25 protein-coding genes and 2 pseudogenes are annotated in these 25837 nt (G+C 72.4%); 9 read left to right on the top strand and 18 right to left on the bottom strand.

All coding sequences use genetic code 11. The features are described 5' to 3' along the window. Positions 1-16: 16 nt before the first annotated feature. The 3 genes from recQ to KSF81_RS14490 form a co-directional block, all read right to left on the bottom strand. Complete coding sequence (recQ, locus tag KSF81_RS14500; RefSeq protein WP_254453532.1) at positions 17-1858, bottom strand: DNA helicase RecQ; 1842 nt, start codon at positions 1856-1858, stop codon at positions 17-19. 77 nt (positions 1859-1935) lie between these two features. Continuing rightward, positions 1936-2337 carry an OmpA family protein gene (locus tag KSF81_RS14495; protein ID WP_217379599.1) on the bottom strand — a complete coding sequence of 134 codons (402 nt, stop codon included), beginning with the start codon at positions 2335-2337 and terminating at the stop codon, positions 1936-1938. Between the two features lie 82 nt (positions 2338-2419). After that, positions 2420-3370, bottom strand: coding sequence for a radical SAM protein (locus KSF81_RS14490; RefSeq protein WP_309139720.1), 951 nt, complete (start codon positions 3368-3370; stop codon positions 2420-2422). Between the two features lie 197 nt (positions 3371-3567). Here KSF81_RS14490 and KSF81_RS14485 point away from each other — a divergent pair, with 197 nt between their 5' ends. After that, on the top strand, positions 3568-4119 hold the full coding sequence (locus tag KSF81_RS14485; RefSeq protein WP_217379597.1) for an Hsp20/alpha crystallin family protein: 552 nt from the start codon (positions 3568-3570) through the stop codon (positions 4117-4119). Positions 4120-4149: 30 nt separating this feature from the next. Here the strand turns inward: KSF81_RS14485 and cydC are convergent, their stop codons facing one another. From cydC to KSF81_RS14475, 3 genes are read right to left on the bottom strand one after another with little or no spacing between them, the layout of a single operon-like run. Beyond that, entirely contained in the window at positions 4150-5808 is a 1659-nt protein-coding gene (gene cydC, locus KSF81_RS14480) for a thiol reductant ABC exporter subunit CydC (RefSeq protein WP_217379596.1), read from the bottom strand. Positions 5809-5813: 5 nt separating this feature from the next. Next, positions 5814-6266, bottom strand: a complete 453-nt coding sequence (locus KSF81_RS29720) for an ATP-binding cassette domain-containing protein (protein WP_254453531.1) — start codon at positions 6264-6266, stop codon at positions 5814-5816. Then, the gene (locus KSF81_RS14475) at positions 6172-7485 is read right to left on the bottom strand and encodes an ABC transporter transmembrane domain-containing protein (RefSeq protein ID WP_254453530.1); all 1314 of its coding nucleotides are present in this window, start codon (positions 7483-7485) and stop codon (positions 6172-6174) included. Before KSF81_RS14475 ends, KSF81_RS29720 begins: the two co-directional genes overlap by 95 nt. Positions 7486-7659: 174 nt before the next feature. On the opposite strand from KSF81_RS14475, the gene KSF81_RS14470 reads away from it, so the two are divergent. Beyond that, the gene (locus tag KSF81_RS14470) at positions 7660-8211 is read left to right on the top strand and encodes a lipocalin family protein (protein WP_217379595.1); all 552 of its coding nucleotides are present in this window, start codon (positions 7660-7662) and stop codon (positions 8209-8211) included. 6 nt (positions 8212-8217) lie between these two features. Further along, positions 8218-9321, top strand: coding sequence for a site-2 protease family protein (locus KSF81_RS14465; protein ID WP_217379594.1), 1104 nt, complete (start codon positions 8218-8220; stop codon positions 9319-9321). A 25-nt stretch (positions 9322-9346) separates the two neighbouring features. Here the strand turns inward: KSF81_RS14465 and KSF81_RS14460 are convergent, their stop codons facing one another. From KSF81_RS14460 to KSF81_RS14445, 4 genes are read right to left on the bottom strand one after another with little or no spacing between them, the layout of a single operon-like run. Then, on the bottom strand, positions 9347-10324 hold the full coding sequence (locus tag KSF81_RS14460; RefSeq protein WP_217379593.1) for a TRAP transporter substrate-binding protein: 978 nt from the start codon (positions 10322-10324) through the stop codon (positions 9347-9349). A 52-nt stretch (positions 10325-10376) separates the two neighbouring features. Then, positions 10377-11231: a GNAT family N-acetyltransferase gene (locus KSF81_RS14455; protein ID WP_254453529.1), complete on the bottom strand. Its 855-nt coding sequence runs from the start codon at positions 11229-11231 to the stop codon at positions 10377-10379. Further along, complete coding sequence (locus KSF81_RS14450) at positions 11228-11983, bottom strand: SDR family NAD(P)-dependent oxidoreductase (RefSeq protein WP_217379592.1); 756 nt, start codon at positions 11981-11983, stop codon at positions 11228-11230. Before KSF81_RS14450 ends, KSF81_RS14455 begins: the two co-directional genes overlap by 4 nt. Further along, on the bottom strand, positions 11980-13338 hold the full coding sequence (locus tag KSF81_RS14445) for a formimidoylglutamate deiminase (RefSeq protein WP_217379591.1): 1359 nt from the start codon (positions 13336-13338) through the stop codon (positions 11980-11982). Before KSF81_RS14445 ends, KSF81_RS14450 begins: the two co-directional genes overlap by 4 nt. Before the next feature lie 125 nt (positions 13339-13463). Here KSF81_RS14445 and hutU point away from each other — a divergent pair. The 6 genes and pseudogenes from hutU (at position 13464) to KSF81_RS14415 (ending at position 18996) form a co-directional block, all read left to right on the top strand. After that, positions 13464-15141 (top strand): annotated as a pseudogene (hutU, locus tag KSF81_RS14440) (urocanate hydratase). Beyond that, entirely contained in the window at positions 15138-16637 is a 1500-nt protein-coding gene (hutH, locus tag KSF81_RS14435) for a histidine ammonia-lyase (protein WP_217379590.1), read from the top strand. The pseudogene hutU and the gene hutH overlap by 4 nt, the downstream one beginning before the upstream one ends. Further along, positions 16637-17838 (top strand): annotated as a pseudogene (gene hutI / locus KSF81_RS14430) (imidazolonepropionase). Before hutH ends, hutI begins: the two are co-directional and overlap by 1 nt. Continuing rightward, positions 17838-18263, top strand: a complete 426-nt coding sequence (locus tag KSF81_RS14425) for a PaaI family thioesterase (RefSeq protein WP_217379589.1) — start codon at positions 17838-17840, stop codon at positions 18261-18263. Before hutI ends, KSF81_RS14425 begins: the two are co-directional and overlap by 1 nt. A 12-nt stretch (positions 18264-18275) precedes the next feature. Continuing rightward, on the top strand, positions 18276-18788 hold the full coding sequence (locus KSF81_RS14420; protein WP_217379588.1) for an alpha/beta fold hydrolase: 513 nt from the start codon (positions 18276-18278) through the stop codon (positions 18786-18788). Then, positions 18736-18996, top strand: coding sequence for a hypothetical protein (locus tag KSF81_RS14415; RefSeq protein WP_217379587.1), 261 nt, complete (start codon positions 18736-18738; stop codon positions 18994-18996). Before KSF81_RS14420 ends, KSF81_RS14415 begins: the two co-directional genes overlap by 53 nt. 3 nt (positions 18997-18999) lie before the next feature. On the opposite strand, the gene KSF81_RS14410 is transcribed toward KSF81_RS14415, so the two are convergent. The 8 genes from KSF81_RS14410 to KSF81_RS14375 all read right to left on the bottom strand — a co-directional run bounded on the left by KSF81_RS14410 (position 19000) and on the right by KSF81_RS14375 (position 25761). Beyond that, the gene (locus KSF81_RS14410) at positions 19000-20289 is read right to left on the bottom strand and encodes an FAD-binding oxidoreductase (RefSeq protein WP_254453528.1); all 1290 of its coding nucleotides are present in this window, start codon (positions 20287-20289) and stop codon (positions 19000-19002) included. A gap of 88 nt (positions 20290-20377) precedes the next feature. Next, positions 20378-20881, bottom strand: coding sequence for a cysteine dioxygenase family protein (locus tag KSF81_RS14405; protein ID WP_254453527.1), 504 nt, complete (start codon positions 20879-20881; stop codon positions 20378-20380). A 131-nt stretch (positions 20882-21012) separates the two neighbouring features. Then, positions 21013-21696: a GntR family transcriptional regulator gene (locus KSF81_RS14400; protein WP_217379584.1), complete on the bottom strand. Its 684-nt coding sequence runs from the start codon at positions 21694-21696 to the stop codon at positions 21013-21015. A 71-nt stretch (positions 21697-21767) separates the two neighbouring features. After that, positions 21768-22760: a tripartite tricarboxylate transporter substrate binding protein gene (locus KSF81_RS14395; protein WP_217379583.1), complete on the bottom strand. Its 993-nt coding sequence runs from the start codon at positions 22758-22760 to the stop codon at positions 21768-21770. 87 nt (positions 22761-22847) lie between these two features. Next, positions 22848-23111 carry a hypothetical protein gene (locus KSF81_RS14390; RefSeq protein WP_217379582.1) on the bottom strand — a complete coding sequence of 88 codons (264 nt, stop codon included), beginning with the start codon at positions 23109-23111 and terminating at the stop codon, positions 22848-22850. Between the two features lie 103 nt (positions 23112-23214). Beyond that, entirely contained in the window at positions 23215-23985 is a 771-nt protein-coding gene (locus KSF81_RS14385) for a cold-shock protein (protein WP_217379581.1), read from the bottom strand. 97 nt (positions 23986-24082) lie between these two features. After that, entirely contained in the window at positions 24083-25351 is a 1269-nt protein-coding gene (locus KSF81_RS14380; protein WP_309139562.1) for an FAD-binding oxidoreductase, read from the bottom strand. 5 nt (positions 25352-25356) lie between these two features. Further along, positions 25357-25761 (bottom strand): AtzH-like domain-containing protein, encoded by a 405-nt coding sequence (locus KSF81_RS14375; protein WP_217379580.1) that lies wholly within the window; start codon positions 25759-25761, stop codon positions 25357-25359. Positions 25762-25837 lie beyond the last annotated feature (76 nt).

Below are 25837 nucleotides of genomic sequence, written 5' to 3'. Positions count from 1 at the left end.
GCCTGGAGGCCTTCGCTCAGCCCGCCTCCCTGACCACCCGCAGCACCGCATCCCCATAGCGCTCCAGCTTGCTGCGGCCGACGCCGGCGATCATGGCCAGGTCGTCCTCGTCCTGCGGCCGGCGCTCGGCGATGGCGGCCAGGGTGTCGTTCTGGAAGATGACATAGGCGGGCACGCCCTGTTCCGCCGCCTCGCGCTTGCGCCAGGCGCGGAGCGCGTCAAACAGCGGCTCGCCGGCCATGGCGGGCTCGGCGCCGCGGCCGCCGCGCTCGCGGGGCGCGGGGCGGGTCAGCGCATCCTCGCGCAGCATGACCTTGGTCTCGCCCTTCAGGATCGGCCGGGCGGCCTCGGTCGGCACCAACTCGCCATGGTTCTCGATGGCGACATCGAGCGCGCCCATGGCCACCAATTGTCGGGCGACCCCGCGCCAGGACTGCTCGGACACATCGCGGCCGATGCCGAAGGTCGGCAGCCTGTCATGCTCGAATTGCGCCACCTTCTCGGTCATCCGCCCGCGCAGCACATCCACCACATGCCCGACCCCGAAGCGCCGCCCGGTGCGCAGCACGGCCGAGAGCAGCTTCTGCGCCGGGATGGTGCCGTCGAAAAGCCGCGGCGGCGTCAGGCAGACATCGCAGGCGCCGCAGGTCTCCAGCCCGTCCTCGCCGAAGCAGCGCAGCAGGATGCGGCGCCGGCAGGTGGCGGCCTCGGCGATCGAGACCATGGCCTCCAGCCGCGCCCGTTCGATCCGCTTCTGCTCCTCCGTTGCCGGGCTTTCGGCGATGCGGTGGCGGGCCAGCGAGATGTCGCCGGCGCCATAAAGCAGCAGCGCCCGGGCCGGGGCGCCATCGCGGCCGGCGCGGCCGATCTCCTGGTACCAGCTCTCCGGGCTGCGCGGCAGGTCGAGATGCGCCACCCAGCGCACATCCGGCCGGTCGATGCCCATGCCGAAGGCGATGGTGGCCGCCATGATGACGGCATCGCCGCGGGCAAAGCGCCGATGCGCCTCGCGCTTCGCCGTGGCCTCCATGCCGGCATGGAAGGAGAGCGCGTCATGCCCGTCGGCGCGGAGCCATTCGGCGGTCTGGTCGGTCTTGGCGCGGGTGCCGCAATAGACGATGCCGGCCCCGGTGCCGTCGCCCGCCGCCTTGATGAAGGCGCGGAGCTGGGCCCGCTCCTGCTCGCGCGGCGCGGCGGTGATGCGGATGTTCGGCCGGTCGAAGCCGCCGCGGAAGACCGGGCTCTCGGCCAGGCCGAGCTGGGCGCGGATATCCTCCACCGTGCGCGGATCGGCGGTGGCGGTCAGCGCCAGGCGCGGCACGCCGGGGAAACGTTCCGCAAGCACCGCGAGGCCGCGGTATTCCGGTCGGAAATGGTGCCCCCACTGGCTGACGCAATGCGCCTCATCCACCGCGAAAAGGGCGATCCGCCGTTCCGCGAGGCGGGAGAGCGTGCCCTCCAGCACCAGCCGTTCCGGCGAGACATAGAGCAGCTTGACCGCGCCCCGCGCCAGGTCCCGCCGCACTTCCCGCGCTGCCTCCTCCGGCAGGTCGGAATGCAGCGCGGCGGCGGCAATGCCCTGCTGGCGCAGCGCCGCCACCTGGTCCTCCATGAGGGCGATCAGCGGCGAGACGACGATGCCGAGCCCCTCCCGGCACAGCGCCGGCACCTGGAAGCACAGCGACTTGCCACCGCCGGTCGGCATCAGCACCAGGCCGGAGCCACCAGCCATGACGTGGCGGACGATCTCCTCCTGCCGGCCGCGGAAGCCGGGATGACCGAAGACCCGGTGCAGGACCTCCTGCGGATCGGCACCGGCGGTCTCGAGCGGCGCCAGGGATTCGGGCATGTCGGGCATGGGCTGGTCATGCCACGCCCGGCCGCCGCCGTCAGCCGCCAGCTTGGACCGCAACGGCCCGGCGGCCGAGAGGCGGTTCAGCCGCCGACGCGGATCTCCACCCGGCGGGACTCGGTCGGCATCATCTCGAAGGGCACCGGGCCGCGCGGCCGGATCTGGATGCGGCCCGGGGCGACGCCGCCGGCCACCAGCGCATCGGCCACGTTGCGGGCGCGGGCATCGGAGAGCGCCTGGTTGAAGCTCTGGCTGCCACTTGGTCCGGCGAAACCGAGGACCGCGACCGGAGCATTGGGATTCGCCTTGGCGAGTTGCGCGGCATCGGCCACCACGGTGCGGGCATCGGCGCCAAGTGCCGCGCTGTCCTCGGTGAAGAACACCACCTGCACCGGTTGCCGCGCTAGGTCGGTCCGGGCGGCGGGAGCCTGGCAGGCGGCGAGGCCGAGCAGCAGCGGGGCGGCGAGCGCGAGGCGACGATGCATGGGCGACTCCGATTCTTCGCAGTTCAACGGATTGGTCCGGGAAACCCCGCCGCCGTCAACCGCGCTGCTGCACGTGTCCCTCCTACCGCGAGCAGGCCGCCCCGCCGAGCACGCAGAATTTGGCGCAATGCGGATGGTTCAGCGCCACCGGCCTGGCGGCCTCGGCCAAGCTGCCGCCGAGTTCGAATTGCGGGTCATAGGGCAGCAAGGTGCAGGCCAGCACCGCCGGCCGCGCCGCGCCGCGCCGCTTCACCACCATCCGGGCAGAGGCGCACATCAGGGAATCCGGGCTCTTTCCCAGGATGCCCCAGCAGGCTTCGGTGATCTCCGGCACATCGGCGGTGGCGTCCATTTCCGGGAAGAGCATCAGCGCCACCGGGTCCATGGCATCGACCGGGATGCCGCGTGCCGCAAAGAGCCGGGCGAAGCCCGCCCGCATCGCCGCCTCGTCCTCATCACCGAAACCCGCGCGGCCGGCGACATGCACCCGGAAGCCGTGTTCCGCGAGCCAGGCGAGGCCGCGCAGCGCCGCCTCGAAACTGCCCTCCTGCCGCTCCAGGTCGTGCAGTTCGGCGCCGTAATGGTCGAGGCTGACGCGGAGGGTCAGCCTCTCCCCGAATTCGGCCCCGAGCGCCAGCAGCGCCGGGGCCTGGTTCAGCATGGGCTTCATGGCATTGGTCAGCACCAGCGCCCGGTGCCCGCGCCGCAGGACGTCCCGCAGCATGGCGGGCAGTTCGCGGTTCAGGAAGGGCTCGCCACCGGTGAAGCCCACCTCCTCCACCGGCAGGGCATCCCGGGCGATCTCGTCCAGGAAGACCGCCAATTCGGCCGCCGTGAAATAGGCCAGGGCATCGTTCCGCGGGCTGCTCTCGATGTAGCAGTTGCGGCAGGCGATGTTGCAGAGCGTGCCGGTATTCACCCAGAGCGTCCGCAACGCGCCGAGCCCCACGCTGGCCCGCCGCTCCCCCTTGGCGGTGACCTGCGGGTCCCGGGATTTGGCGGGGTCGAGGGCGGGGCGGATGGGGCGGGGCACGGACAAGAGGTGCAGGCTCCTGCAGTATGATCGGGATACTTCGCCTCAGCTTGGTGCCCGGGCGACGGGCGCAAGCCATCACGAATCCGTTTTCGTTCGCGGGTGCAGCGCCGGCGGCCGCCCGGCGATTGGAGGAATGCCCGCCACGGCCCCCGATGCCGCGCGCCCGACCATGAAAACCGGAAGGAGACCCTGCCATGCTCAACCGCTTCCTCACCCCCCGCCAGGATCTCACGCGGAGCGACGACCCCTTCACCCATCTGCAGCGCGAGATCGGCCGGGTGGTGGAGGATGTGTTCCGCGGCGCCCCCGGCCTGCGCACCGCCTTCGGCACCGGCTTCGCCCCGAGCCTCGATGTGCGGGAGACCCAGCAGGGGCTGGAACTCACCGCCGAACTGCCCGGCATGGCCGAGGAGGACATCGAGTTGTCGCTCGATGGCGAGGTCCTGACCATCCGCGGCGAGAAGAAGGAGGAGCGCAAGTCGGAGGAACGCGGCATCCACATGCAGGAGCGCAGCTTCGGCAGCTTCCAGCGCAGCCTGCGCCTGCCCTGGATTCCCGATCCCGGCAGCGTCAGCGCCAATTTCGACAAGGGCGTGCTGCACGTCACCCTGCCGAAGCCGCAGCAGCAGGCGAAGGACAACCGTATCCCGATCCGCGGCGGCGCCCAGGCCGGCAGCCAGGCCGCCGGGCAGCAGCCGGCCCCGCCGGCGGGCGCCGCGACCTCGCCGGAGAAGGGGACCCCTTAGCCCAGCGGCTGGGCAGCCGGCGCGCACCTGTCAGCCCGTGGCCGGGATTGCCAGGCCGCCGGCCAGCCGCAGGATGCGCGTCGGCCGCTCCACCCCGGTCAGCCGGTGGGTGATGAGGATGACGGTGCGGCCCGCCGTCACCTCCTCCAGCGTCTCCAGGAAGGCGCGTTCGGTGGCCGCGTCCAGCCCGGCAGTGGGCTCGTCCAGGATCAGCACCGGCGCGGCCGAGAGCAGCACCCGCGCCAGCGCCAGCCGCCGCGCCTGCCCGCCGGAGAACCGCGCGCCGCCCTCGCCGCATTGGGTCGCCAGCCCTTCCGGCAGGGCCCGCGCCAATCCGCCGATGCCGGCACGGTCGAGCGCCCGCCACAGCGCCGCATCCGGCGCCAGCGGCGCGGCAATGCGGAGATTGGCGGCGATGCTGTCGTCGAAGAGCCGCGCATCCTGGGTGAGGCAGGCGATGCGGCGGCGGAGAAATTCCGCCGGCAGGGTTGCGATGTCCACGCCGCCCAAGGTGATGCGCCCGGCCTGCGGCGCCGCCAGTTTCAGCAGCAGCGCGGCGAGGCTGGACTTGCCCGCCCCGGAGGGCCCGAGCAGGGCAAGCCGCGCCCCTTCCGGCACCTCCAAGTCCAGCGCCTCGAAGACCGGTGGGCGGTCCGGCGCCCAGGCGAAGCGCACCCCTTCCAGCCGGATGGCATGGCCCTCCGGCTCGGCGGCCGGCTTGGCGGGTTCGCGCACCGGGGGTGGCGCATCGGCGGCCTCGAAAAGCCGGCGGGCGCTGGCGGCGGCGGCGGCCAGGGCGGTGCCGGCACGCGGCAGGGCACCAAGCGGCTCCGCCGCCGCCGCCGCCAGGAACAGCGCCAAAACCGCAAGGGCCGCGCCCGAGGCACCGGACGCCAACCCCCAGCCCAGCGCCCCCAGCAGCGCCGCCTGCACCAGGACCGACCCGCCGGCGCCGGCCAGGGCACCACGCCAGGCCAGGTGCCGCTGCGCCAGGGCGAGCGCCGCGCCCTCCCGCGCCAGGACGGCGTTGGCCCGCGCCTCGGCATTGGCGGCAAGGGTATCCTCCAACCCGATCAGCGGATCGACCGCGGCGGCACGCAATTGCCCCTGGGCCGTCGCCGCCTCCCCTGCCGCCCGCGAGGCGCCGGGTGTCAGCAGCAGCGGCAGGGCCAAGGCGAGAGCCATGGGCAGCGCCACCAGCGCTGCCAGCAGCGGCGCCCCGCCGAGCAGCAGCGCCACCGCCAGCACCACGGCCAGCGCCGCCACCCCAGGCATGATGGCGCGGAGATAGAGCCCGTCCAGCGCCTCAACATCCGCCACCAGCCGGCCGAGCAGGTCGCCCGAGCGCCGCAGCCCGATCCCCCCCGGCAGCCGCTCCGCCAGACGGCGGAAGAACCAGACGCGGGTATCGGCCAGCGCCCGGAAGGTGGCGGCATGGCTTGCCATGCGCTCCACCCAGCGGGCCGCCGGGCGGATGAGCACGAGGGGCCGCAGCAGCAGCAGCGCGGCGCCGCCCAAGGCCGCCCCGCCCAAGGCTGCCCCGCTCATCGCCGCCGCCATCCCCTTCCCGGCCAGTGCCAGCAGGGACAGGCCGAGCAGGGTGGATGCCACCGTGGCCAAGCCGCCCAGCACCAGCCATGTACTGCGCGCCCGCCACAGCCACAGCACCCGGATCAGGTCGCGCAGCATCGGCCCTAGACCCTTGCCGCCCGGGGGGCGCCCAGGGCGCGGCCGGCCTCGATCTCCAGCACCCTGCCGAGCCGCGCCCGCGCCAGGCCGGAATGACTGGCGATGATGGCGGTGCGGCCAAGGCAGAGCCGGTGCAGGCTCTCCAGCACCTCGGCCTCGGTGCCGGGGTCGAGATGCGCGGTAGGCTCGTCCAGCAGCACCAGCGGCGCGTCGCGGAGGAAGGCGCGGGCCAGCGCCACCCGCTGCGCCTGGCCGCCGGAGAGGCCGAAGCCGCCCTCCCCCACCAGCGTATCCAGCCCCTGCGGCAGGCCGGCGGCGAAATCCAGGACGCGCGCCGCGCGGGCCGCCGCCTCCACCGCCGTGTCATCGGCCCCGGGGCGGGCGAAGCGGATATTCTCGCGGAGCGTGGCGCGGAACAGATGCGGCTTCTGCCCGACATAGGCCGAAAGCCGGCGCAATTCCCGCCGGGCGCAGCGCCGTCGCATCCTGGCCATTGATGGCGATGCGGCCGGAATCCGGCCCGGCGAAGCCCATCAGCAACCGCAGCACCGAGCTTTTCCCGGCACCGGAGGGCCCTGCCAGCACCAGCGTCTCCCCGGCGCTGACCCGGAAGGAGAGCCCGTCCAGCGCCGGTAGCCGGGCCGGGTCGTAGCTGAGCCGCACATCGGTGAAGGTCACCACCACGCGCGGCGGCATCTCCTGCAGCAGCAGGCCCGGCGCGGCCTCCTCCAGCAGCAGCGGCGCCAGGGCGGCGGCGGCGCCCCGGGCCGAGATGCGGTCGTGATAGGCGGCGGAGAAGGCCCGCAGCGGCGCGAAGAAGGCCGGCACCAGCAGCAGGCAGAACAGCGCCGCCCGCGGATCCCCGCCGCCGAGCAGCGCCCCGTGCCGCCAGGCCAGCAGGGCGATGCTGCCGGCGGCCAGCAATTCCAGCGCCGTGCTGGAGAGAAAGGCCACCCGCAGCACCCGCATCGTGCGGGTGCGAAGTTCGGTGGCGGCGGCGCCCAGCGCCTCGGCCTCCGCCTCCTGCCGGTTGAACAGCACCAGGGTCGGCAAGCCGCGCATGCGGTCCAGGAACCGGCCGGAGAGGTGCTGCAACGCGTCGAATTGCCGGCGGCTGGCCTGGGCGGCGCCGATGCCGGTGAGCGCCATGGCCACCGGGAAAAGCAGCCCGGCGGCGGCCAGCACCAGCCCGCTCCGCATGTCGGCCCAGAGCACGGCCGCGGCGACCATGGCCGGGCCGATCAGGGCCAGCGCCGCCGCAGGTAGCCAGCGGCCGAAATACCCGTCCAGCGCCTCCACCCGGTCCACCACCAGCGAGGCACCTTCCCCCACGCTGGCGGAGGCCACCGGGCCGAGTTCAAGCAGCCGGGCGAAACCGGCAGCGCGCAGCCGTGCCCGCGCAGCCTCCCCGGCGGCAAGCTGGGCGCGTTCCTGCGCCAGGCCGAGCGCCGCCCCGAGCAGCGCCAGCGCCGCCGCCGCCGCCAATTCAGGCCAGGAGGCGCCACCATGGCCGAGCAGCGCGGCCAGCAGGCCGGCCACCAGCCAGGCACCGGCCAGGCCGCAACCCAGCGCGGCGATGCCGAGCAGGACCGGCCGCAGGACATGGCCACGCAGCATCCGGGATTCGCGCCGCAGCAGGGCACGGGCACCCTCCGCGGCGGCGGCAGGAGAATTCATGGATGCTTTCTAGCCATCCCTCGGCCGCGCGTCACGGGCCGGGCTTGCGCCGGCTCCGTCCATCCACACATCCGTAGGGTCGTTCCGAGGGCGCCGCTGCCCTCCCCCGCCGGACCTGCGGAACCGTCGCTGACGGCTGGCGCTTCTGCCGCTGCATCGCCGGAGACCAGCCTCATGTGCCGCCTTCCCCGCTTAGCCCTGCTGCTGCTCGGCATCCTGCCGGGCCTCGGCGGCTGCGCCGGCATGCCGGAGAACCCGCCCGCCACCGTCGCCTCGGTGGATCTCAACCGCTATGCCGGCACCTGGTACGAGATTGCCCGTTTCCCCAACAGCTTCGAGGATGGGCAGGGGATCGAATGCACCGAGGTGACGGCGACCTATGCGCCGCGCCCGGATGGCCGGCTCGGCGTGCTCAACCGCTGCCGCAATGCCGCCGCCGGCGGCGCGCCGCGCGATGCCGAGGGCAGCGCCTATGTGATGGAGGGCAGCCACGGGGCGAAGCTGCGGGTCAGCTTCTTCTGGCCCTTCTACGGGGATTACTGGGTGCTCGGCCTCGACCCCGATTACCGCTGGGCGGTGGTGGGGGATCGGAACCGGGAGTATCTCTGGGTGCTGTCGCGCCGCCCCGTCCTGGCGGCGGGCGATTATGCGGAGGCGGTGGGCATCGCCCGCGCCGAGGGTTTCGAAATCGGCAGGCTGCAGATCACGCCGCAGCGTGGAGGCTGACACGGAATGGGCTGGTCCATCCCCATCGGCCGGATCCTCGGCACCGAGATCCGGCTGCACCTGACTTTCGTATTGTTCCTGCTCTGGATCGGCGCGGCGTATTACGCGCAGGGTGGCTGGGATGCGGCGGTTGAAGGCGTGGCCTTCATGGGGCTGCTCTTCGCCTGCGTGGTGCTGCATGAATTCGGCCATGTGCTGGCGGCGCGCCGCTACGGCGTGCAGACTCCCGATATCACCCTGCTGCCGATCGGCGGCGTGGCGCGGCTGGAACGCATCCCGGAGGAGCCGGCGCAGGAGCTGGTGGTGGCGCTGGCCGGGCCAGCCGTGAACCTGGTGATCGCGGTCCTGCTCGTGCTGGCGCTCGGCGGCGTGCCGCCAATGGAGGCCGCGGCGCCGCAGGATGCCGGCGCCGGGCTGGCCGGGCGGCTGTTCTGGGTGAACCTGTTCCTGGTGGGCTTCAACCTGATCCCCGCCTTCCCGATGGATGGCGGGCGGGTGCTGCGCGCCCTGCTGGCCTGGCGGATGGGCTTCGCGCGGGCGACGCAGGTGGCGGCCTCGGTCGGGCAGATGCTGGCGATCGGGCTTGGCCTGCTCGGACTCTTCGGCAACCCGCTGCTGCTCTTCATCGCGCTGTTTGTCTGGATGGGCGCGGCGGGCGAGGCGCATGCGGCGCAGTTGCGGGAGGTCTCGCGCGGCTTGCGGGTCGCCGATGCCATGGTGACGCGCTTCGAGAGCCTCTCGCCCGCCAGCACCGTGGACAATGCCGTGCAGTGCCTGATCCGCACCACCCAGCATGATTTCCCCGTGGTGGATGGCGGGGGGCGGCTGCGCGGCGTGGTGACCCAGGACGCCATCATCCGGGCGCTGCGCGAACGCGGGCCGGAGACCCCGGTGCTGGAGGTGATGCGCCCCGACATCCCCGTGGTGCATCACCGGGGAAGCCTGGAGGAGGCGCTGCGGCTGCTGCAGGACAAGGCGGTGCCGGCGGTGGGCGCGGTGGATCAGGATGGCAGGCTGGTTGGGCTGGTCACGCCGGAGAATCTCGGCGAGATGATGCTGCTGCACGCCGCCCGGCCGGCGCGTGCCAATCCCTGGCAACGCCCGGCCTGAACCTCGGCGGCAACCGGCCGGCCCTTCAGCGCAGCAGGGCGCGGTAGCGTTCCAGCGCCGCCTGGCCCTCGGGGCCGGCCTTCTGCGCCCATTCCTGCGCCATCCGCTCGCCGAGCCCGCGCATGGCGGTGACGAATTGCGGGTTGACGGCAGGTGTCAGCATGCCCTGGCTGCGCAGCCGCTCCGTCATCGCCCTTTCGGACTCCTGGGCGAGGCCGGGGCCGCGTGCCGCCGCCCGCGCCGCCGCCTCGCGCATGGCATTGCGCGTCGGCTCGTCGAGCGCGGCGAAGGCGCGGGTATTCACCAGCACGGCATTGCGGACATACATCATGCCGACATCGTAGAAGTAGCGGGTGAAGTCCCAGGCGCTGGTGTCGACGCTGGTCTGCGCCGAGGTGATCATCACGTTGACGATGCCGGCGCTGAAAGCCTGCGCCACCTCCGCCTGCTGCACCGTGACGGGCGAGGCGCCGACCAGTTCCGCCAGCCGCGCCAGGGTGGTGGACTGGGCGCGGAAGCGGGTGCCACGCAGGTCCTCCACGCGGTTGATCTCGTTGCGCGTCACGAAGGCCTGGCTCGGCCAATTCGCCAGATAGAGCAAGGTCATGCCCTGGCGCTCGAAGCGGGCGCGCAGCAGCGGCTCCGTCACCTGCATCAGCGCCGCCGCCTTGTCCCAGGTATCGGCGAGGAAGGGGATGAAATCGACCTCGAAGAGCGGGTCCTCATTGCCATAGGCGGCGAGCAGCATCTCCCCGAGCTGGATCTGGCCGGTCTGCACGGCGCGCTTGATCTGCGGCATCGGCAGCAGCGAGGCGTTGGTGTGCAGTTGCACGGTGAGGCGCCCGCCGGTCGCCTTCTCCACATCGGCGAGGAACTGGCGCAGGTTCTGCGTGTGGTAGTTGCTCTCGGGATAGGCGGTGGCACCGACCCAGCGCGTCTGCGCCAGCGCCGGCATTGCCAGGCAGAGCGCGGCCAGGACCGCGACGAGCATCCGCTGCATCATCTCCCCTCCAGCAGGCAGGCGGGGAGTATGGCAGGCGGAGCTGGCCCGGTGCCTAGCCCAATTCGAAGCTGGTGATGCCGAAGATGCGCCCCGCCTGCACCGGCGGCGGCGGGCGGGTGTGCATCCGTGCCGTCTCGAAGACCGGCGCCATGCCGGCGGCGCGGGCGAGCGCCATGGCCGGTGCATTCGGCTCCGGCACATCGAGGAAGAGCGGCCCCGCGGGCGCGGCGGCGGCCAGGGCGCCGAAAAGGGCTTCGGCCTCCGCCGGACCGTTCGCGAAAAGTGGGCCGATCTTGGCACCCTCGCGGCAGGGACGCAGCACGGCATAGCCGGCCAGCGCGCCATCGCGCAGCGCCGCCAGTGCGACATGCCCGGGCAGGCTGAGCCAGGCGCGCAGGAAAGCCTCGCGCGGCGCCTCGAAACAGGTGGCGTCATAGGCGGCGATGGCGGTGAAGGGCAGGCTGGCCGCGGGCACCACCGTGATGCCGGGCGCGGCAGCCAGGGCCGCGACCTGCCCGGCGCCGAAGCGGATGTTGCGATGCGCCAGGGTGAAGCCGGATTTCCGGTAGCTGTCCTGCTGCGCCACCACCCCGTCCAGCCCGATGCAGCGCTCCCCGAGCTGCGCCATGCCCGCCCGCCACAGCGCCAGCCCATACCCCTGCCCGCGCCATTCCGGCCGCGCGATGTAGAAGCCGAGGAAGCCGTAGCCCGGCCCGTAGCGCACCACCGAGATCGAGGCGATGGGCTCGCCGCCCAGCTCCGCCAGCCAGAAGCCGCCGGGATCGGCCGTCCAGAAGGCATCGGCATCGCGGAGCCCCGGATTCCAGCCCTCCGCCGCCGCCCAGTCCAGGGCGAGGCCCAGTTCGGCCCGGCGCATCGGGCGGCAGGTGGGTGCGGGGCCGGTCAATGCATCACATCCCCACCATTCGGCGAGAGGCAGGCGCCGACATAGAAGCTGCCGCCGGGCCCGGCCAGCAGCAGGGCGGTGGCAGCGATCTCCTCCGGCTGCCCCAGGCGGCCGGCGGGGATCGAGTCCTCGATCATCCGCCGCCATTCCGGACCGCGGGCGCGGGTGAGATCGGTTTCCACCGGGCCGGGCGCGATGGCGTTCACCAGCACGCCCTGCGGCGCCGCCTCCCAGGCGAGCGCCCGGGTGAAGCCGATGATGCCGGCCTTGGCGGCGCAATAGGGCGTGGCGAGCGGCCCGCCCTTGAAGGCCAGTTGGGAGGCAATGCTGATGATCCGGCCCCGGCCGCGCCCCACCATGCCGGGATAGACGACCTGGGCCATGAAGAACATGCCCTTCACATGCACATCCATCACCCGGTCGAAATCGGCCTCGGTGATCTCCTCGAAGGGGCCGCGGATATTGATGCCGGCATTGTTCACCAGGATGTCGCAGGAGCCGAGCGCGGCTTCCGCCGCCGTCGCGAAGGCGCGGATAGCAGCGGGGCTGGCGACGTCACATTCCATCTGGAAGCCGCGCCGGCCCTGCGCCACCACCGCCTGCACCAGCGACTCCGCCATGGCCGGGTCGCCGAGATGGCAGATCGCGATATCCGCCCCCGCCCCCGCCAGGGCCAGCGCGATGGCCCGGCCGATGCCGCGGCTGCCGCCCGTCACATAGGCCACTTGGCCCCGCAGAACCCCTTCCGTCATGCCAGCAGCCTCCGCATGGTCTGCGCGAAGGCCGCGGCGATCTCCGGCCCGGCGATGTGCCGCCCGGCCTCCACCACCCGCCTGCCACCGCAGATCACGGTATGGACCGGATTGGCCTGGCCGGAGAAGACCCAGGCATCCAGCAGCCCGTCGCCGGCATGGCCGACCAGCGTGGGGTGCTCGGCGTCCAGCACCACCAGGTCGCAGCGCCGCCCCGGCGCGATGGCGCCGAGCGCCCGCCCGCTGGCCTGGGCGCCGCCGGCCAGCACCGCCTCCAGCAGCAGCCGCCCGGGATGCGGCTGCGCGGCATCGCTCGCCACCGCGCGTTCGCCGAGGCTGAGGCGCTGGCTGGTTTCCAATTGCCGCAACTCGTCGCGCGGCGAGACGCCGACATGGCTGTCGGTGCCGATGCCGAGCCGGCCGCCCGCCGCCAGCCAGGGCCGCAGCGCGAAGATGCCGTCGCCGAGCGAGGCTTCGGTGCTCGGGCAGAGGCCGGCCACCGCGCCGGTCGCGGCGAGAGCCGTGATCTCGCCTGGCTCCATATGGGTGGCGTGGATCAGGCACCAGCGGGCATCGAGCGGCGCGTTGTCGAGCAGCCATTGCACCGGCCGGGCGCCGGTGGCGGCGAGGCATTCCGCCACCTCCCGCTCTTGCTCCGCGGCGTGGATATGGATGGGGCCGTCATCATCGGCGAGCGCCGCCAGCATGACCGGCGTCACCGCCCGCAGGCTATGCGGCGCCAACCCCACCGCCGCCTGCTGATCGCCGGCGGTGGCGGCGCGGCAGTGCTCCACGATCCGCATGAATCCATCCAGATCGTTCAGGAAGCGGCGCTGTCCCGGCGCCGGGTCGCGCCCGAAGATGCCGCCATGCCGATAGAGGCTGGGCAGCAGGGTGATGCCGATCCCCGCCCGCCGCGCCGCTGCCAAGTGCCGCAGCGCCATCTCCGCCGGCTCGGCATAGGGAGTGCCGTCCGGCTGGTGGTGCAGGTAGTGGAATTCGCAGACGCCGGTGAAACCCCATTGCAGCAGCTCGGCATAGAGCTGCGCCGCCACCGCCTCGGCATCCGCGGGCGAGAGCAGGCCGACGAAGCGGTACATGGTCTCCCGCCAGGTCCAGAAACTGTCCTGGCCAGCGGGGCCGCGCTGTTCTGCCGCCCCGGCCATGGCGCGCTGGAAGGCGTGGGAATGCAGGTTCGGGATGCCAGGGATGACAACGCCTGGCAGGAGTTCGGCGCCGGCGGGCGTGGCACCGGGTTCGACCGAAAGGATACCGCCCCCGGCATCGGTGGTGATGCGGACGTCGCGCGCCCAGCCTTCCGGCAGCAGCGCCTCGCGGGCGAAGAAGGCTTTCATGGCGGGGAGGATTCGCCATTCGGCCGGGAAGCGCAACGCTGGCCGGAAGACCAGGCGCCGCTTGTTGATCGCCCGGCCGCGGCAGGGCGTGGGCAGCCCCCCGGAGACTGGGCTAGCCTCCGCCCATGACCGATGCCCTCCGCTTCCGCAACGCCCCCGCGATCCGCGCGCCCCGTGGCCCCGTGCTCAGCGCCCGGCACTGGACCACCGAGGCGCCGCTCAGGATGCTGATGAACAACCTCGATGACGAAGTGGCGGAACGCCCCGGCGAGCTGGTGGTCTATGGCGGCATCGGCCGCGCCGCCCGCGACTGGCAAAGCTATGAGACGATCGTCGCCACGCTCCGCCGGCTGGAGGAGAACCAGACCCTGCTGGTGCAATCCGGCAAGCCGGTCGGTGTCTTCGAGACGCATGCGGATGCGCCGCGCGTGCTGATCGCCAATTCCAACCTGGTGCCGGCCTGGGCGAATTGGGAGCATTTCACCGAGTTAGATCGGCGCGGGCTGATGATGTACGGCCAGATGACCGCCGGCAGTTGGATCTATATCGGCAGCCAGGGGATCGTGCAGGGCACCTTCGAGACCTTCGCCGAGGCCGGCCGCCAGCATTTCGGCGGCGACCTCACCGGCCGCTGGATCCTGACCGGGGGGGCTCGGCGGCATGGGCGGGGCGCAGCCGCTGGCCGGGGTCTTCGCCGGTGCCTGCGTGCTGGCGGTGGAATGCCAACCCTCTCGCGTCGAAAAGCGGCTGGAGACGCGCTACCTCGACCACCGCGCCGATGACCTCAACACCGCCCTGGCGATGATCCGCGCCGCCTGCGCGGAGCGGCGCGCCATCAGCGTCGGCCTGCTCGGCAATGCGGCGGATGTCTTCCCCGGATTGGTGCGGCGCGGCGTGGTGCCGGATATCGTCACCGACCAGACCAGCGCGCATGATCCGGCGAATGGCTACCTGCCTGCCGGCTGGACGCTCGCGGAATGGGAAGCCAAACGCGAGAGCAACCCTGCCGCCGTCGCCGCCGCGGCGAAGCGCAGCATGGTCCAGCATGTGCAGGCCATGCTGGATTTCCAGCACATGGGCGCCAAGGTACTCGATTACGGCAACAACATCCGGCAGATGGCCAAGGATGAGGGGCTGGCCGATGCCTTCGGCTTCCCGGGCTTCGTGCCGGCCTATATCCGGCCGCTGTTCTGCCGCGGCATCGGTCCCTTCCGCTGGGCGGCGCTCTCCGGCGACCCGGAGGACATCTACCGCACAGATGCCAAGGTGCGGGAGTTGATCCCGGATGACCCGCATCTGCATCGCTGGCTCGACATGGCCCGCGCCCGGATCAGCTTCCAGGGCCTGCCGGCGCGGATCTGCTGGGTCGGGCTTGGGCAGCGGCACCGCCTGGGCCTCGCCTTCAACGAGATGGTGGCCTCGGGGGAGCTCTCGGCGCCCGTCGTCATCGGCCGCGACCATCTGGACAGCGGCAGCGTCGCCAGCCCCAACCGGGAGACGGAGGCGATGCGCGATGGCTCGGACGCGGTTTCCGACTGGCCGCTGCTGAACGCGCTGCTGAACACCGCCTCCGGCGCCACCTGGGTGAGCCTGCACCATGGTGGCGGCGTTGGCATGGGCTATTCGCAGCATGCCGGCATGGTCATCGTCTGCGACGGCACGCCGGAGGCGGCGCGGCGGCTGCGCCGGGTGCTGTGGAACGACCCCGCCACGGGCGTGATGCGGCACGCCGATGCGGGCTATGACATCGCGCTCGATTGCGCGCGGGAGCATGGGCTGGACCTGCCCATGCTGCACCCATGATCGTGCCGGGCGAGGCCGGGCTGCTGGCGCTCCGCGCGGTGATGGAAGGCGCGCCGCTACGCCTGGCCGAGGGCTGGCGCGAGCCGGTGGAAGCTTCCGTCGCGGCGCTCACGGCGCGGATGGCGGGGGGCGAGGCGCTCTACGGCGTGAATACCGGCTTCGGCAAGCTGGCCGGCACCCGCATCGCGCCGGAGCGGCTGGCGCAATTGCAGCTCAACCTGGTGCGCAGCCATGCCGCCGGCACCGGCCCGCTGCTGCCGGCGCCCGTGGTGCGGCTGACCCTGGCATTGAAGGCGCTGTCCCTGGCGCGCGGCGCCTCCGCAGTGCAGCCCAGGGTGATCGAGGCGCTGCTGGCGCTGCTGGAGGCCGATATCCTGCCGGCCATCCCGGCGCGCGGCTCGGTCGGCGCCTCGGGCGACCTGGCGCCGCTGGCGCATCTGGCGCTGGTGCTGATCGGCGAGGGCGAGGCTTTCACCGAGGGCGCCGTGCTGCCGGGCGCGGCGGCGCTGGCGCGGGCCGGCATCGCCCCCCTCACCCTCGGCGCCAAGGAGGGGCTGGCGCTGCTGAACGGCACGCAGGTCTCCACCGCCCTGGCGCTGGCGGCGCTCTTCGCCGGGGAAGACCTGCTCCGCACCGCGCTCGTCGCTGGGGCGATGAGCCTGGACGCGGCACGCGGCAGCGACACGCCCTTCGACCCGCGCATCCATGCGCTGCGTGGCCAGCCCGGCCAGATCCGCGCCGCCGCCGCGCTGCGCCGCCTGCTGGAGGGCAGCGCCATCCGCGACAGTCACCGCTTCGGCGACCCGCGCGTGCAGGACCCCTATTCGCTGCGCTGCCAGCCGCAGGTGGCCGGTGCCTGCCTCGACCTGCTGGTGCATGCGGCCGGGGTGCTGGAGCGGGAGGCCAATGCCGTCACCGACAACCCGCTGGTGGTGGAAGGCGGCGACATCCTCTCGGGTGGCAATTTCCACGCCGAGCCGGTGGCTTTCGCCGCCGATGCCATGGCGCTTGCTTTGGCCGAACTCGGCGCCATCGCCGAGCGCCGCATCGCCCTGCTGACCGACTCCGGACTCTCCGGCCTGCCGGCCTTCCTGGTGCGCGAGGGCGGGATCAATTCCGGCTTCATGCTGGCGCAGGTCACGGCGGCGGCGCTGACCGCCGAGAACCGGGCCCTTGCCACGCCACGCAGCACCGATAGCCTGCCCACCAGCGCCAACCAGGAGGACCATGTGAGCATGGCGACCGGCGCCGCGCTGCGCCTCCACGCCATGGCCGACAACCTGGCGGGCATCCTGGCCATCGAATTATTGGCCGCTGCCCAGGGCCTGGAATTCCACCGCCCCCTGCAAAGCTCCGCGCCGATCGAGCAGGCGCATGGGCTAGTGCGGGAGGTGGCCGGGGCCTGGGACCAGGACCGCGTCATGGCGCCCGATATCGCCGCGGTGAAGGCGCTGGTGGAACGCGGGCGCTTTGCCGCGCTGGTGGAATGGGGCTGATGTTCGACCGCATCTGGCTGGATGCCAATTTCGCCACCATGGAAGGCGGTGCCGAGGATCCGCTTGGCCGCATCGAGGACGGTGCCCTGGCCATGAAGGATGGGCGCATCGCCTGGGTCGGGCGGCGGCAGGACCTGCCCGGAAGCGCGGCGCAGGTCACGGAGTGCCATGGCGCCTGGATCCTGCCCGGGCTGATCGACTGCCATACGCATCTGGTCTTCGGCGGCGACCGCGCCGGGGAATTCGAGCTTCGGCTGCAGGGTGCCAGCTATGAGGAGATCGCCCGCGCCGGCGGCGGCATCCTTTCCACCGTCCGCGCCACCCGCGCCGCCGGGGAGGAAGCGCTGCTGCGCCAGGCCGAGCCGCGCCTGGCCGGGCTGATGGCCGAGGGCGTCACCACCATCGAGATCAAGTCCGGCTATGGGCTGGAGGAGGCGACGGAACTGGCGCAATTGCGCGTTGCCCGCCGCCTCGGCGCGCTGCATCAGGTTGCGGTGCGGACCAGCCTGCTCGCCGCCCATGCGGTGCCGCCGGAATTCGCCGGGCGCCAGGCGGAGTATGCGCGGCATGTTGCGGCGGTGATCCTGCCTGCGGCGGCGCGGCAGGGGCTGGCCGATGCGGTGGATGTCTTCTCGGACCGCATCGCCTTCACGCCGGAGGAGACCGAATGGGTCTTCGCCGCGGCGCGCGAGGCCGGCCTGCCGGTGAAGCTGCACGCCGACCAGTTATGCGACTATGGCGGCGCCGCGCTGGCGGCGCGCTGGGGGGGCGCTTTCCGCCGATCACCTGGAACATGCCAATGCCGAGGGCATTGCCGCCCTGGCCCGCGCCGGCACCGTCGCCGTGCTGCTCCCCGGCGCCTTCTACTTCATCCGCGAGGAAAGGCGGCCCGACATCGCCGCCATGCGCGCGGCAGAGGTGCGGATGGCGCTGGCGACGGATATGAATCCCGGCTCCTCCCCCCGCAAGGTCGCTGATCCTGATGCTGAACCTCGCCTGCACCCTGTTCCGCATGACCGTGGCAGAGGCGCTGCTCGGCGTCACCCGCCATGCCGCGGCCGCGCTCGGCCTCGATGATCGGGGCCGGCTGGCGCCCGGGCTGCGCTGCGACCTGGCGCTGTTCGGCATCTCCCGCCCTGCCGAGCTTTGCTACTGGATCGGCGGCAATCCCTGCCTGGCCCGTGTGGTGGAGGGCCGCTGATGCAGCCGCCCCCGACCGCCGAGATCCAGGCGATCATCCATGCCGGCGTGCCGCTGGCCGCGGCCTGGAACATCGAGGTTCTGGCCGCTGCCGAGGGCAGCGCCCTGGTCCGCCTGCCCTTCCGCGCCGATCTGCTGCGGCCGGGCAATACCGTCTCCGGCCCGGCGCTGATGGGGCTGGCGGACGTGGCGATGTGGGCGGCCCTGCTTGGCGTGACGGGCGGCAAGGATGAGAGCGTCACCTCGACCATGACGGTGAATTTCCTCCGCCCGCTCGGCGCCTGCGCGGTGCTGGCGGAGGCGCGCATCGTCAAGCGCGGCCGGCGCATGGTCTTCGGCGAGATCCTGATCCGGCCGGAAGGCAGCGACGACACCGCGGTGCATGTCACCACGAGCTGGGTCGTCATCGCCCCGGCCGAGCGATAGGGAGCGGGGCAGATGGCGGGCCGGACCTATGTATTGCTGCATGGCGCCTGGCACGGCGCCTGGTGCTGGCGTGATGTGGCGGCGCGGCTTCGCGCGGCGGGACATGCGGTCTTCACCCCGACCCAGACGGGGCTTGGGGAGCGCAGCCACCTGCTCTCCCGTGGCATCACCCTCGATACCTTCGTCACCGACCTGGTGCAGGTGCTGGAGGCGGAGGAGCTTGAGGATGTGGTCCTGGTCGGCCACAGCTTCGGCGGGCTGGCCATCAGCGGCGCGGCGGACCGGGTGCCCGGGCGCATCCGCCACCTGGTCTATCTCGACAGCATGGTGCTGGAGGGCGGGCAGAGCCCCTTCGCCCGGTTGCCCGAGGATGTGGTGGCGGCGCGGCGCCGGCTGATCGCCGAACAGGGTGGCGGCATCGCCATCCCGCCACCGCCGGTCAGCGGCTTCGGCATCCCGGAGGACCATCCCCTTGCCCCCCTGGGTGCGGCGGCGCCTGACGCCGCATCCGGCCGGCACCTATGACAGCCCGCTGGTGCTGCGCCATCCGGTCGGCAATGGGCTGCCGCGGACCTATATCGCCTGCACCGATCCCTGGTACGGCCCGCTGGAATGGGCGCGGGACTGGGTGCGCGCCCAGCCGGGCTGGAACTGGCAGGAGATTGCCACCGGCCATGATGCCATGGTGACGGCGCCCGGGGAACTCGCGCGGATGCTGGCGGCGATCGGCTGAGGCTCAGTCCCGCCGGTCGTTCAGCCGGTTCTTCGCCACCTGCCAGGCGATGCCGAGCGCCCGGAACTCATGCCCGGCGATCCCCTGCATCCGGGTCTCCACCGGCGCCGCGATCTCCCGCACCGGGATGCCGGCGCTGGCCTTGGCCAATCCCTGGCCGAGCGCCGTCGCCAGCGCCACGCCGCGACCATTGCAGCCGGTCCAGGCCAGCACGCCGGGCGCCAGTTCATAGACATGCGGCATCCTGTCCTGGGTGCCGCCGACATAGCCCCACCAGACATAGTCGAAGCTGAACTCGCCCACCTGAGGAAAGACCCGCGCCACCCTTGCGCGGATGCGCTCCCGGATGCGCCCCTCCCAGCCGAAGGGCAGGATCAGCCCGCCGCCCGTCACCAGCCGGCCATTCGCGTCGAAGCGGTAGAAATAGAGGTCGCCGCGCGTATCCGACAGCGCATGGCCCTCAGGCAGGATGGTCTTGCGGATATTGTCGGAGAGCACGCTGGTCGCCATCTGATAGCTGCGCACCGGCACCACCGTACGGCGCAGCCCGGGCCAGATCCCGGCATCGGTATAGGCATTGGTGGCGATGATGACACGCTGCGCCAGCAGCCGCCCGCGCGGCGTCTCCAGCCGCCAGCCCCCGGCCTCGCGGGTGATGCGCGTCACCGGGCTCCGCGTGCGGATCTCGGCGCCGGCCGCCAGCGCCGCCGCGGCCAAGCCGCGCGCATAGCCGAGCGGGTTGATGCGCCCGCCGGTCCGGTTCTCCCAGCCGCCATGCCAATGCCCGGTGCCGGAAAGCCGCGCCATCTCCTCGCGCGGGACCATCCGCACTGGCGCGCCGCGGCTGCCCCATTGCCGCACCCGGCTTTCCGCCAGCTTCATGCGGGAGGCGCGGTGCGCCGGCTGGATCCAGCCATTCTGCACCGCCTCCGCCTGCATCCCGTGCTTGCGGATGAGGTCGAAGACCAGGCTGGCGCTGTCGCGGATCAGCGCCACCAGCGCCTCCCCCTTCTCCGCCCCGCCGAGTTCGCGCGGCACCGCCTTGACGATGGCATCGGGGTCTATGCGCGAGAGGTTCGGGATCACCTGGCCGTTGTTGCGGCCCGAGGCGCCCCAGCCGATCTCGGCCGCCTCCAGCACGGTGCAGGCGATGCCGGCCTCGGCCAGATGCAGCGCCGCCGCGAGCCCGGTATAGCCGGCGCCGACCACCGCCACATCCGCCCGTGCATCACCCTCCAGCGGCGTCGTCGGCGGCGGTGGCGGGGCGGTCGCGGCCCATAGGCTGTTCGGCATGGCAGGCGCGCTGGCATTCATCCGCTGGGGTCCCTGGGGAATCGGCGCGGATGGTGGACGCCGGCCGCTGCCACGGCAACCCGCGGGATCAGTCGCCCAGGATCAGGTTCAGGTCGGTGCAGAACCGCGCATAGGGCAGGCCATAGGCATGGATGGAGATGGCGGTCTCGCAGCCCAGATTGGCCAGGCGGTGGATCAGGTTCGGGTCGGCGCCGCCATGGGTGGTGTCGCCGGGATGGCGGAGCTGCAGGCCGGTCGGCACGGGGATGGCCGCCGGCCGGTACTGGCTCTCGGCCAGCACGCCGCGATGCACGCCGACGGCGCACCAGCTTCGATGCGCATGCACCGGCGACATCTGCCCGGGCCGCCAGACCAGCGCCGCCACCGCCCAGCCGCCCGCCGCATCCTCATGCAGCAGGTGGCGGATGTAGCGCTCGGCGCAGCAGGGGGTGGGGATGCCGGCGAGCAGGGCCGGGCTGGCGACATGCGCGCCGATGGCCCGCGCCACCGCCTGGGGGCGCCCCTCCAACGGCACGCGGGCAGCCTCGGTGATATCGGCCAGCATGGCATCCAGCGCGGCACGGGCGGGCATGTAGTTCATCCGGCGAACCCCTTATCCTGTCGGCCGATTCAGACCGCCGGGCCCTCCGGCCCTTTGGTCATCGGCGGCCTTGCGCCGGCCGATTCAGACCGCCTGGCCCTTCGGCCCTTTGGTCATCGGCCTCAGACGGCGATGGCGGCATCGGGCGCGGTCAGGGCGGCCAGCACCATCTCGCGGCTGGCCGTGACCTGCTCATGCATGATGCCGGCGGCTTCGGCGGCGCGGCCGAGCGCCAGTGCCTCGATCAGCGCGTGGTGCTCATGCGCCATCTCGCCGCTGCGGTCGCGGCGGCGCAGGCCCAGCACCAGCATGCGGGTGCTCTCATCCAGCAGGCGGTCCACCTGGCGGGCCAGCCGGGTATTGCCGGAAAGCTCCGCCACCGCGACATGGAAGCCCTTGTTGGCATCCAGGAAGGCCAGGGCGCTTTCCTCATCCTCAGGGCGGTAGCCGGCGGCGCAGACCGCATCCAGCCGGCGCAGCGCCTCGGCGCAGACCCGGCCGGCGGCGCGGCGGGCGGCCTCGGGCTCCAGCAGCAGGCGAAGGTCGAAGACCTCATGGATGTCGCGGATGGTGACGAGCGAGACCACCCAGCCCCGCCGCGGCACCGCCTGCACCAACCCCTCCTCCGCCAGCCGAGCCAGGGCGGCACGGATCGGCGCCTTGCCGAGATTGAGGCGCTGCGCCGCCGCCGCCTCCGACAGGGTCTCCCCGGGCGCCAGGCGCGTGGTGAGGATGTCGCGCCTGAGCGCCGCCACCGCCTGGTCGGTCAGGGAGGGCGGCGCTTCAACCGGGGTCAGAAGAGACATGGGCCTGGGTGGATGCCTGACATGTCAGAAGCCTAACCCGAGATGCCGCGGCTTCGCAAGCATTGCCGGCATCAATCCACACTGGCCCCGGAGCGGCGGATGATCTCGCCCCATCGGGCGATGTCCTGCTCATGGACCCGTTGGAAGCCCTCCGGCGTCGTGTCCGTCGGCGGGGTGATGCCCTGGTTGTCGATCAGCCATTGCCGGGATTCCGGGGTTTCCAGGATATGGATGACTTCCCGGTTCATCCGCGCCTGGATCGCCGGCGGCAGGTTGGGCGGGCCGAACAACCCGTACCAGGTGCTGCTCTCGAAGCCCGGCAGCCCGCAGGCCGTCTCCACCGTGGGCACGCCGGGCAGCGCCGCGACCGGCTGCCGCAGGGTGACGGCCAGCGCCCGCAATTGCCCCTGCTGCACGGGGCCAATCGAGGGGCCGCTCTGGTTGAAGAACAGGTCCACATCCCCGGCGAGCAGGGCGCCCATTGCCCCCGGCTGGCCGCGATAGGGCACATGCACGATGTTGATGCCGGTGGCATTGGCGAATTGCGCCCCCGCCAGATGCGTCGAGGCGCCATTGCCGGTGGAACTGTAGTTCAGCTCGCCCGGCCGCGCCCGCGCCGCCGCCAATACGTCCTGGCAGGTCCGGTATTGCGGCCGCTTTTCCGGATTCACCAGCAGCACATTCGGCACGTCGCCGAGCAGGGCGATATGCGTCACGTCGCGCAAGGGATCGAAGGGCAGGTTGCGGTAGAGCCCGGCATTGATGGCATGGGTGCCGGCGGTGCCCAGCAGGAACAGGTAGCCGTCCGGCCGCGCCTTCGCCACCACGTCGCTGGCGATATTGCCGCCGGCGCCGGAGCGGTTGTCCACCACGACAGGCACGCCCAAAGCCCGGGTCAGCGGCTCCGCCAGTTTCCGGGCATAGATGTCGGTGCCCGCCCCATTTGGGAAGCCGCCGAGGATGATGATCGGCCGGTTCGGCCATTGGTCCTGCGCCGCCGCTGGCAGCGCGAGCAGTGCGGCGCAGGCCATGGCAGCCAGCGGCGCGGCAATACGGCGGAGCATCCCGGTCTTCCCCTTCCCGTTCCGGGAGTGAGTGTAGTGGCCCGGCCCGTCACCATGAACAGCAAACCGCCCCTCGCCAGCACGGGATCACTGCCGCGGCGGCAGCAGCAGGACGGGCGGTGCCATGCCGGGGCTGGGCGGCGCCACGCCGCAGGAGGGGCGTAGCGCGCCGCAATCCCAGCGCATCCCGGTCGGGCGGCCGGTTAGCGAGCCGCCGGGCGCCCAGCGGCATTCGCAGAGCTTCTCGCCCAGGCAGGCCGCCATGCCCTCCCGCGCCGCGGTGCAGGCGGGCGGCGCCTGAGCCAGGGCCGGGAGGCTGGCCAGCAGCAGCAGGGAAAGGATGGGGCGCATGCCGGGCAGCCTGCCGCGCCCGGCGTGAAGATGGACTTAAAACGGCAAAGGGCCCCGGCCTTGAAGCCGGAGCCCCCATTCACCCTGGCCCTTGCGGCCGCGCCTATTTCAGGGTGACAGCCTGGCGGCCGCGCTGCCCATCCCGCACCTCAAGCTCAAGCTTCTCGCCCTGCTGCACATCGGCCTTGCCGGCGCGCTGGAGGACGGAGGAATGCAGGAACACATCCTGCCCGCCGTCATCCGGGGTGACGAAACCGAAGCCACGCACCTGGTCGAACCACTTGACGGTGCCGTTGACGTTGTAGGTGGGGCCGCCCGCATCATTGTCGCGGCGAGGCGGCCGGTCGCCATAGGGGCGCGGCCCACGGTCGCCAAAGCCGCCGCCGGCGGGGGCGCCGAAATCCCGCCGCGGCGGACGGTCGCCGAAGCCGCCGCCGAAGCCGCCACCGCCGAAGTCCCGCCGCGGCGGACGGTCGCCAAAGCCGCCGCCGCCACCGAAGTCCCGCCGCGGCGGGCGATCGCCGAAGCCGCCGCCACCGCCAAAGTCCCGCCGTGGCGGCCGGTCGCCGAAGCCGCCGCCTTCCCGGTACGGGCGCCGCGCATCGCCGGCCGCCGCCGCGCCGCCCTCACCGCGCTTCATCGAGGTGATGCGGGTGACGAGCCGGCGGCCCTGCCGGTCCGTGCCAATCTCGCAAACCAGGGTGTCGCCGGTATCGGGCGGCTCGATTCCCGCCTCGGTCAGGGCCGAGGCATGGAAGAACACGTCCTGGCCATCCGGGCCCAGCACGAAGCCGAAGCCCTTGCGGGCGTTGTACCACTTCACCTGGGCCTCTACGGGCCCGGCGCCGCCCTGAATATCGCTGTCGGAAGGCACTTGCTCTAGTATCCGTATCTGGTGACACGCGGCCCGACGGGATGCGGGGCCACTACCTCCGAGCATGGCACCCCCGCGCGCCCAAAGCGAGCGGAAATCATCGGAAACGCCGGGGGTCATAGGGCGCCGGATCAAGCTCCGGCGCGCGGCCCGCGAGCATCTGCGCCACTATCCGCGCGCTGCGCGGCGCCGCCACCAGCCCGACATGGCCATGCCCGAAAGCGTGCAGGATATCCGCCGTCGCGCTGGCCGGGCCGAGGCAGGGCAACCCGTCCGGCATGCTCGGCCGATGGCCCATCCAGAACCGCACCCGGCCGGCCGGAAGATTCCGCGGCAGGTCCGGGAAGCTCCGCAACAGGTGGTCGCGCAGGATCTCCGCGCGCCGCCAATTGGGCGCGGCGGCGAGGCCGGCGATCTCCACCTGGCCGGAAACCCGCAGGCCGCGATCCGTCATGGTGATGGACATCTTGCCATCGGAGGGCATCAGCGGCGTGCGCGGCCCGGCCTCCGGCCGCTCGATCACCGCGTGGTAGCCGCGCTCGGTCTCCAGCGGCAGGCGGTCGCCGGCGGCGGCGGCGAGCGCGCGGGAATGGGCGCCGGCCGCGATCACCGCGCGGTCCGCGGCGATCTCCCCGGCCTCGGTGCGCACGGCGCGGAGCCGCCCGCCCTCGATGCGGAACCCGGTGGCATGCTGGCGGGCGAGCACCGCGCCCTCGGCTTCCGCCAGCGCCACCAGCGCCGCGACATAGGCGCCGGGATCGCGGCAATGTCCGCCCTCCTCCACCAGCACGCCGAAACCGTAGCGGCGGTCGAGCGCCGGCTCGCGCTGGCGCAGTTCATCGGCGGAGAGTTCGATCCAGTCGATGCCGACCTGGCGGCGGATGCGCCAGGCCATGGCCTCGGCCTCGAATTCGGCGCGCGAGGGATAGACATACATCAGGCCGCGCCGCTCGATCAGGTGGCCGACACCCGCCGCCTCGGCCAGCGCCGCATGCAGCGCCGGCGCGCCCTGCAGCATGGCGCGAAGCGCCCGCGCGGTGCGCGCCACCCGCGCCTCGGTCCAGCCCGAGCGCAGGTAGCGCAGCAGCCAGGGCGCCACCTTCGGCAAATAGCGCCAGCGGATCGCCAGCGGCCCGAGCGGATCGGTGAGGAAGCCGGGCACCTTCTTCCAGAGGCCGGGCCCGGCCGGCGGGATCACCGACATCGGGCTCAGCCAGCAGCCATTGCCATAGCTGGCCGCCTGCTCGCCTCCCGGCGGCCCCGGTTCCAGGATGGTGACGCGGTGCCCATCCCGCAGCAGCTCCAGGGCGGTGCAGGCGCCGACGATGCCGGCGCCGATCACCACCACATGCAGCGGCGTGGCCACCGGCCTTAGCCCCGGGCCACACGGCCGGGATCGCTCTCGGCCAGCAGCGAGACATGCGCGGAGACGATGCGCCAGCCCTGCTCCGGCAGCCGCACCATGATCTTGGTCTCCCGCCCGATCAGCCCGCTGTCGAGTCGCTGGTATTCCAGATGGGTGCAGGCGAAATCCTGGCCGAAGCTGGTGATATGGACCAGGCGCTGGCTGCGCGGGGAATAGCGCGCGACGCTCCGGCGGAAGGCGCGGATGGCCTCGATGCCGTAGAGGATCTCCGTGGTGCCGAAGCGCACGGTGCGCGGATCGGCCCAGAAGCTGACATCCAGCACCGCCGCGTCATTCGCCGCGATCGCCGCTTCGTAGCGGTCGAAGACGGCGCGGGCCTCGGCGATGATATCCGGATCGTCGATCTGCATGGCTGCTGGCCCCCTGCTGCTTGGTCCCGGCCAGGATGCCGCGCGCCGGGGCTGGCGGAAAGGGTGCGCCGACGGA

It is taken from the genome of Siccirubricoccus sp. G192, from assembly GCF_019084075.1.
Lineage (GTDB): Bacteria > Pseudomonadota > Alphaproteobacteria > Acetobacterales > Acetobacteraceae > G192.
This window is presented reverse-complemented; position numbering and strand designations above follow the sequence as displayed.

Excerpts from the sequence above, each read along its gene's own strand:
- KSF81_RS14405 (WP_254453527.1), bottom strand. The coding sequence starts at position 20,881 with ATGCCCGCCCGTGCCGCGCTGGATGCCATGCTGGCCGATATCACCGAG.
- recQ (WP_254453532.1), bottom strand. The coding sequence starts at position 1,858 with ATGCCCGACATGCCCGAATCCCTGGCGCCGCTCGAGACCGCCGGTGCC.
- KSF81_RS14485 (WP_217379597.1), top strand. The coding sequence starts at position 3,568 with ATGCTCAACCGCTTCCTCACCCCCCGCCAGGATCTCACGCGGAGCGAC.
- KSF81_RS14445 (WP_217379591.1), bottom strand. The coding sequence starts at position 13,338 with ATGAAAGCCTTCTTCGCCCGCGAGGCGCTGCTGCCGGAAGGCTGGGCG.
- KSF81_RS14475 (WP_254453530.1), bottom strand. The coding sequence starts at position 7,485 with ATGAATTCTCCTGCCGCCGCCGCGGAGGGTGCCCGTGCCCTGCTGCGG.
- KSF81_RS14400 (WP_217379584.1), bottom strand. The coding sequence starts at position 21,696 with ATGTCTCTTCTGACCCCGGTTGAAGCGCCGCCCTCCCTGACCGACCAG.
- KSF81_RS14465 (WP_217379594.1), top strand. The coding sequence starts at position 8,218 with ATGGGCTGGTCCATCCCCATCGGCCGGATCCTCGGCACCGAGATCCGG.
- cydC (WP_217379596.1), bottom strand. The coding sequence starts at position 5,808 with ATGCTGCGCGACCTGATCCGGGTGCTGTGGCTGTGGCGGGCGCGCAGT.
- hutH (WP_217379590.1), top strand. The coding sequence starts at position 15,138 with ATGATCGTGCCGGGCGAGGCCGGGCTGCTGGCGCTCCGCGCGGTGATG.
- KSF81_RS14390 (WP_217379582.1), bottom strand. The coding sequence starts at position 23,111 with ATGCGCCCCATCCTTTCCCTGCTGCTGCTGGCCAGCCTCCCGGCCCTG.
- KSF81_RS14495 (WP_217379599.1), bottom strand. The coding sequence starts at position 2,337 with ATGCATCGTCGCCTCGCGCTCGCCGCCCCGCTGCTGCTCGGCCTCGCC.
- KSF81_RS14375 (WP_217379580.1), bottom strand. The coding sequence starts at position 25,761 with ATGCAGATCGACGATCCGGATATCATCGCCGAGGCCCGCGCCGTCTTC.
- KSF81_RS14410 (WP_254453528.1), bottom strand. The coding sequence starts at position 20,289 with ATGCCGAACAGCCTATGGGCCGCGACCGCCCCGCCACCGCCGCCGACG.
- KSF81_RS14470 (WP_217379595.1), top strand. The coding sequence starts at position 7,660 with ATGTGCCGCCTTCCCCGCTTAGCCCTGCTGCTGCTCGGCATCCTGCCG.
- KSF81_RS14395 (WP_217379583.1), bottom strand. The coding sequence starts at position 22,760 with ATGCTCCGCCGTATTGCCGCGCCGCTGGCTGCCATGGCCTGCGCCGCA.
- KSF81_RS14425 (WP_217379589.1), top strand. The coding sequence starts at position 17,838 with ATGCAGCCGCCCCCGACCGCCGAGATCCAGGCGATCATCCATGCCGGC.
- KSF81_RS14450 (WP_217379592.1), bottom strand. The coding sequence starts at position 11,983 with ATGACGGAAGGGGTTCTGCGGGGCCAAGTGGCCTATGTGACGGGCGGC.
- KSF81_RS14460 (WP_217379593.1), bottom strand. The coding sequence starts at position 10,324 with ATGATGCAGCGGATGCTCGTCGCGGTCCTGGCCGCGCTCTGCCTGGCA.
- KSF81_RS14420 (WP_217379588.1), top strand. The coding sequence starts at position 18,276 with ATGGCGGGCCGGACCTATGTATTGCTGCATGGCGCCTGGCACGGCGCC.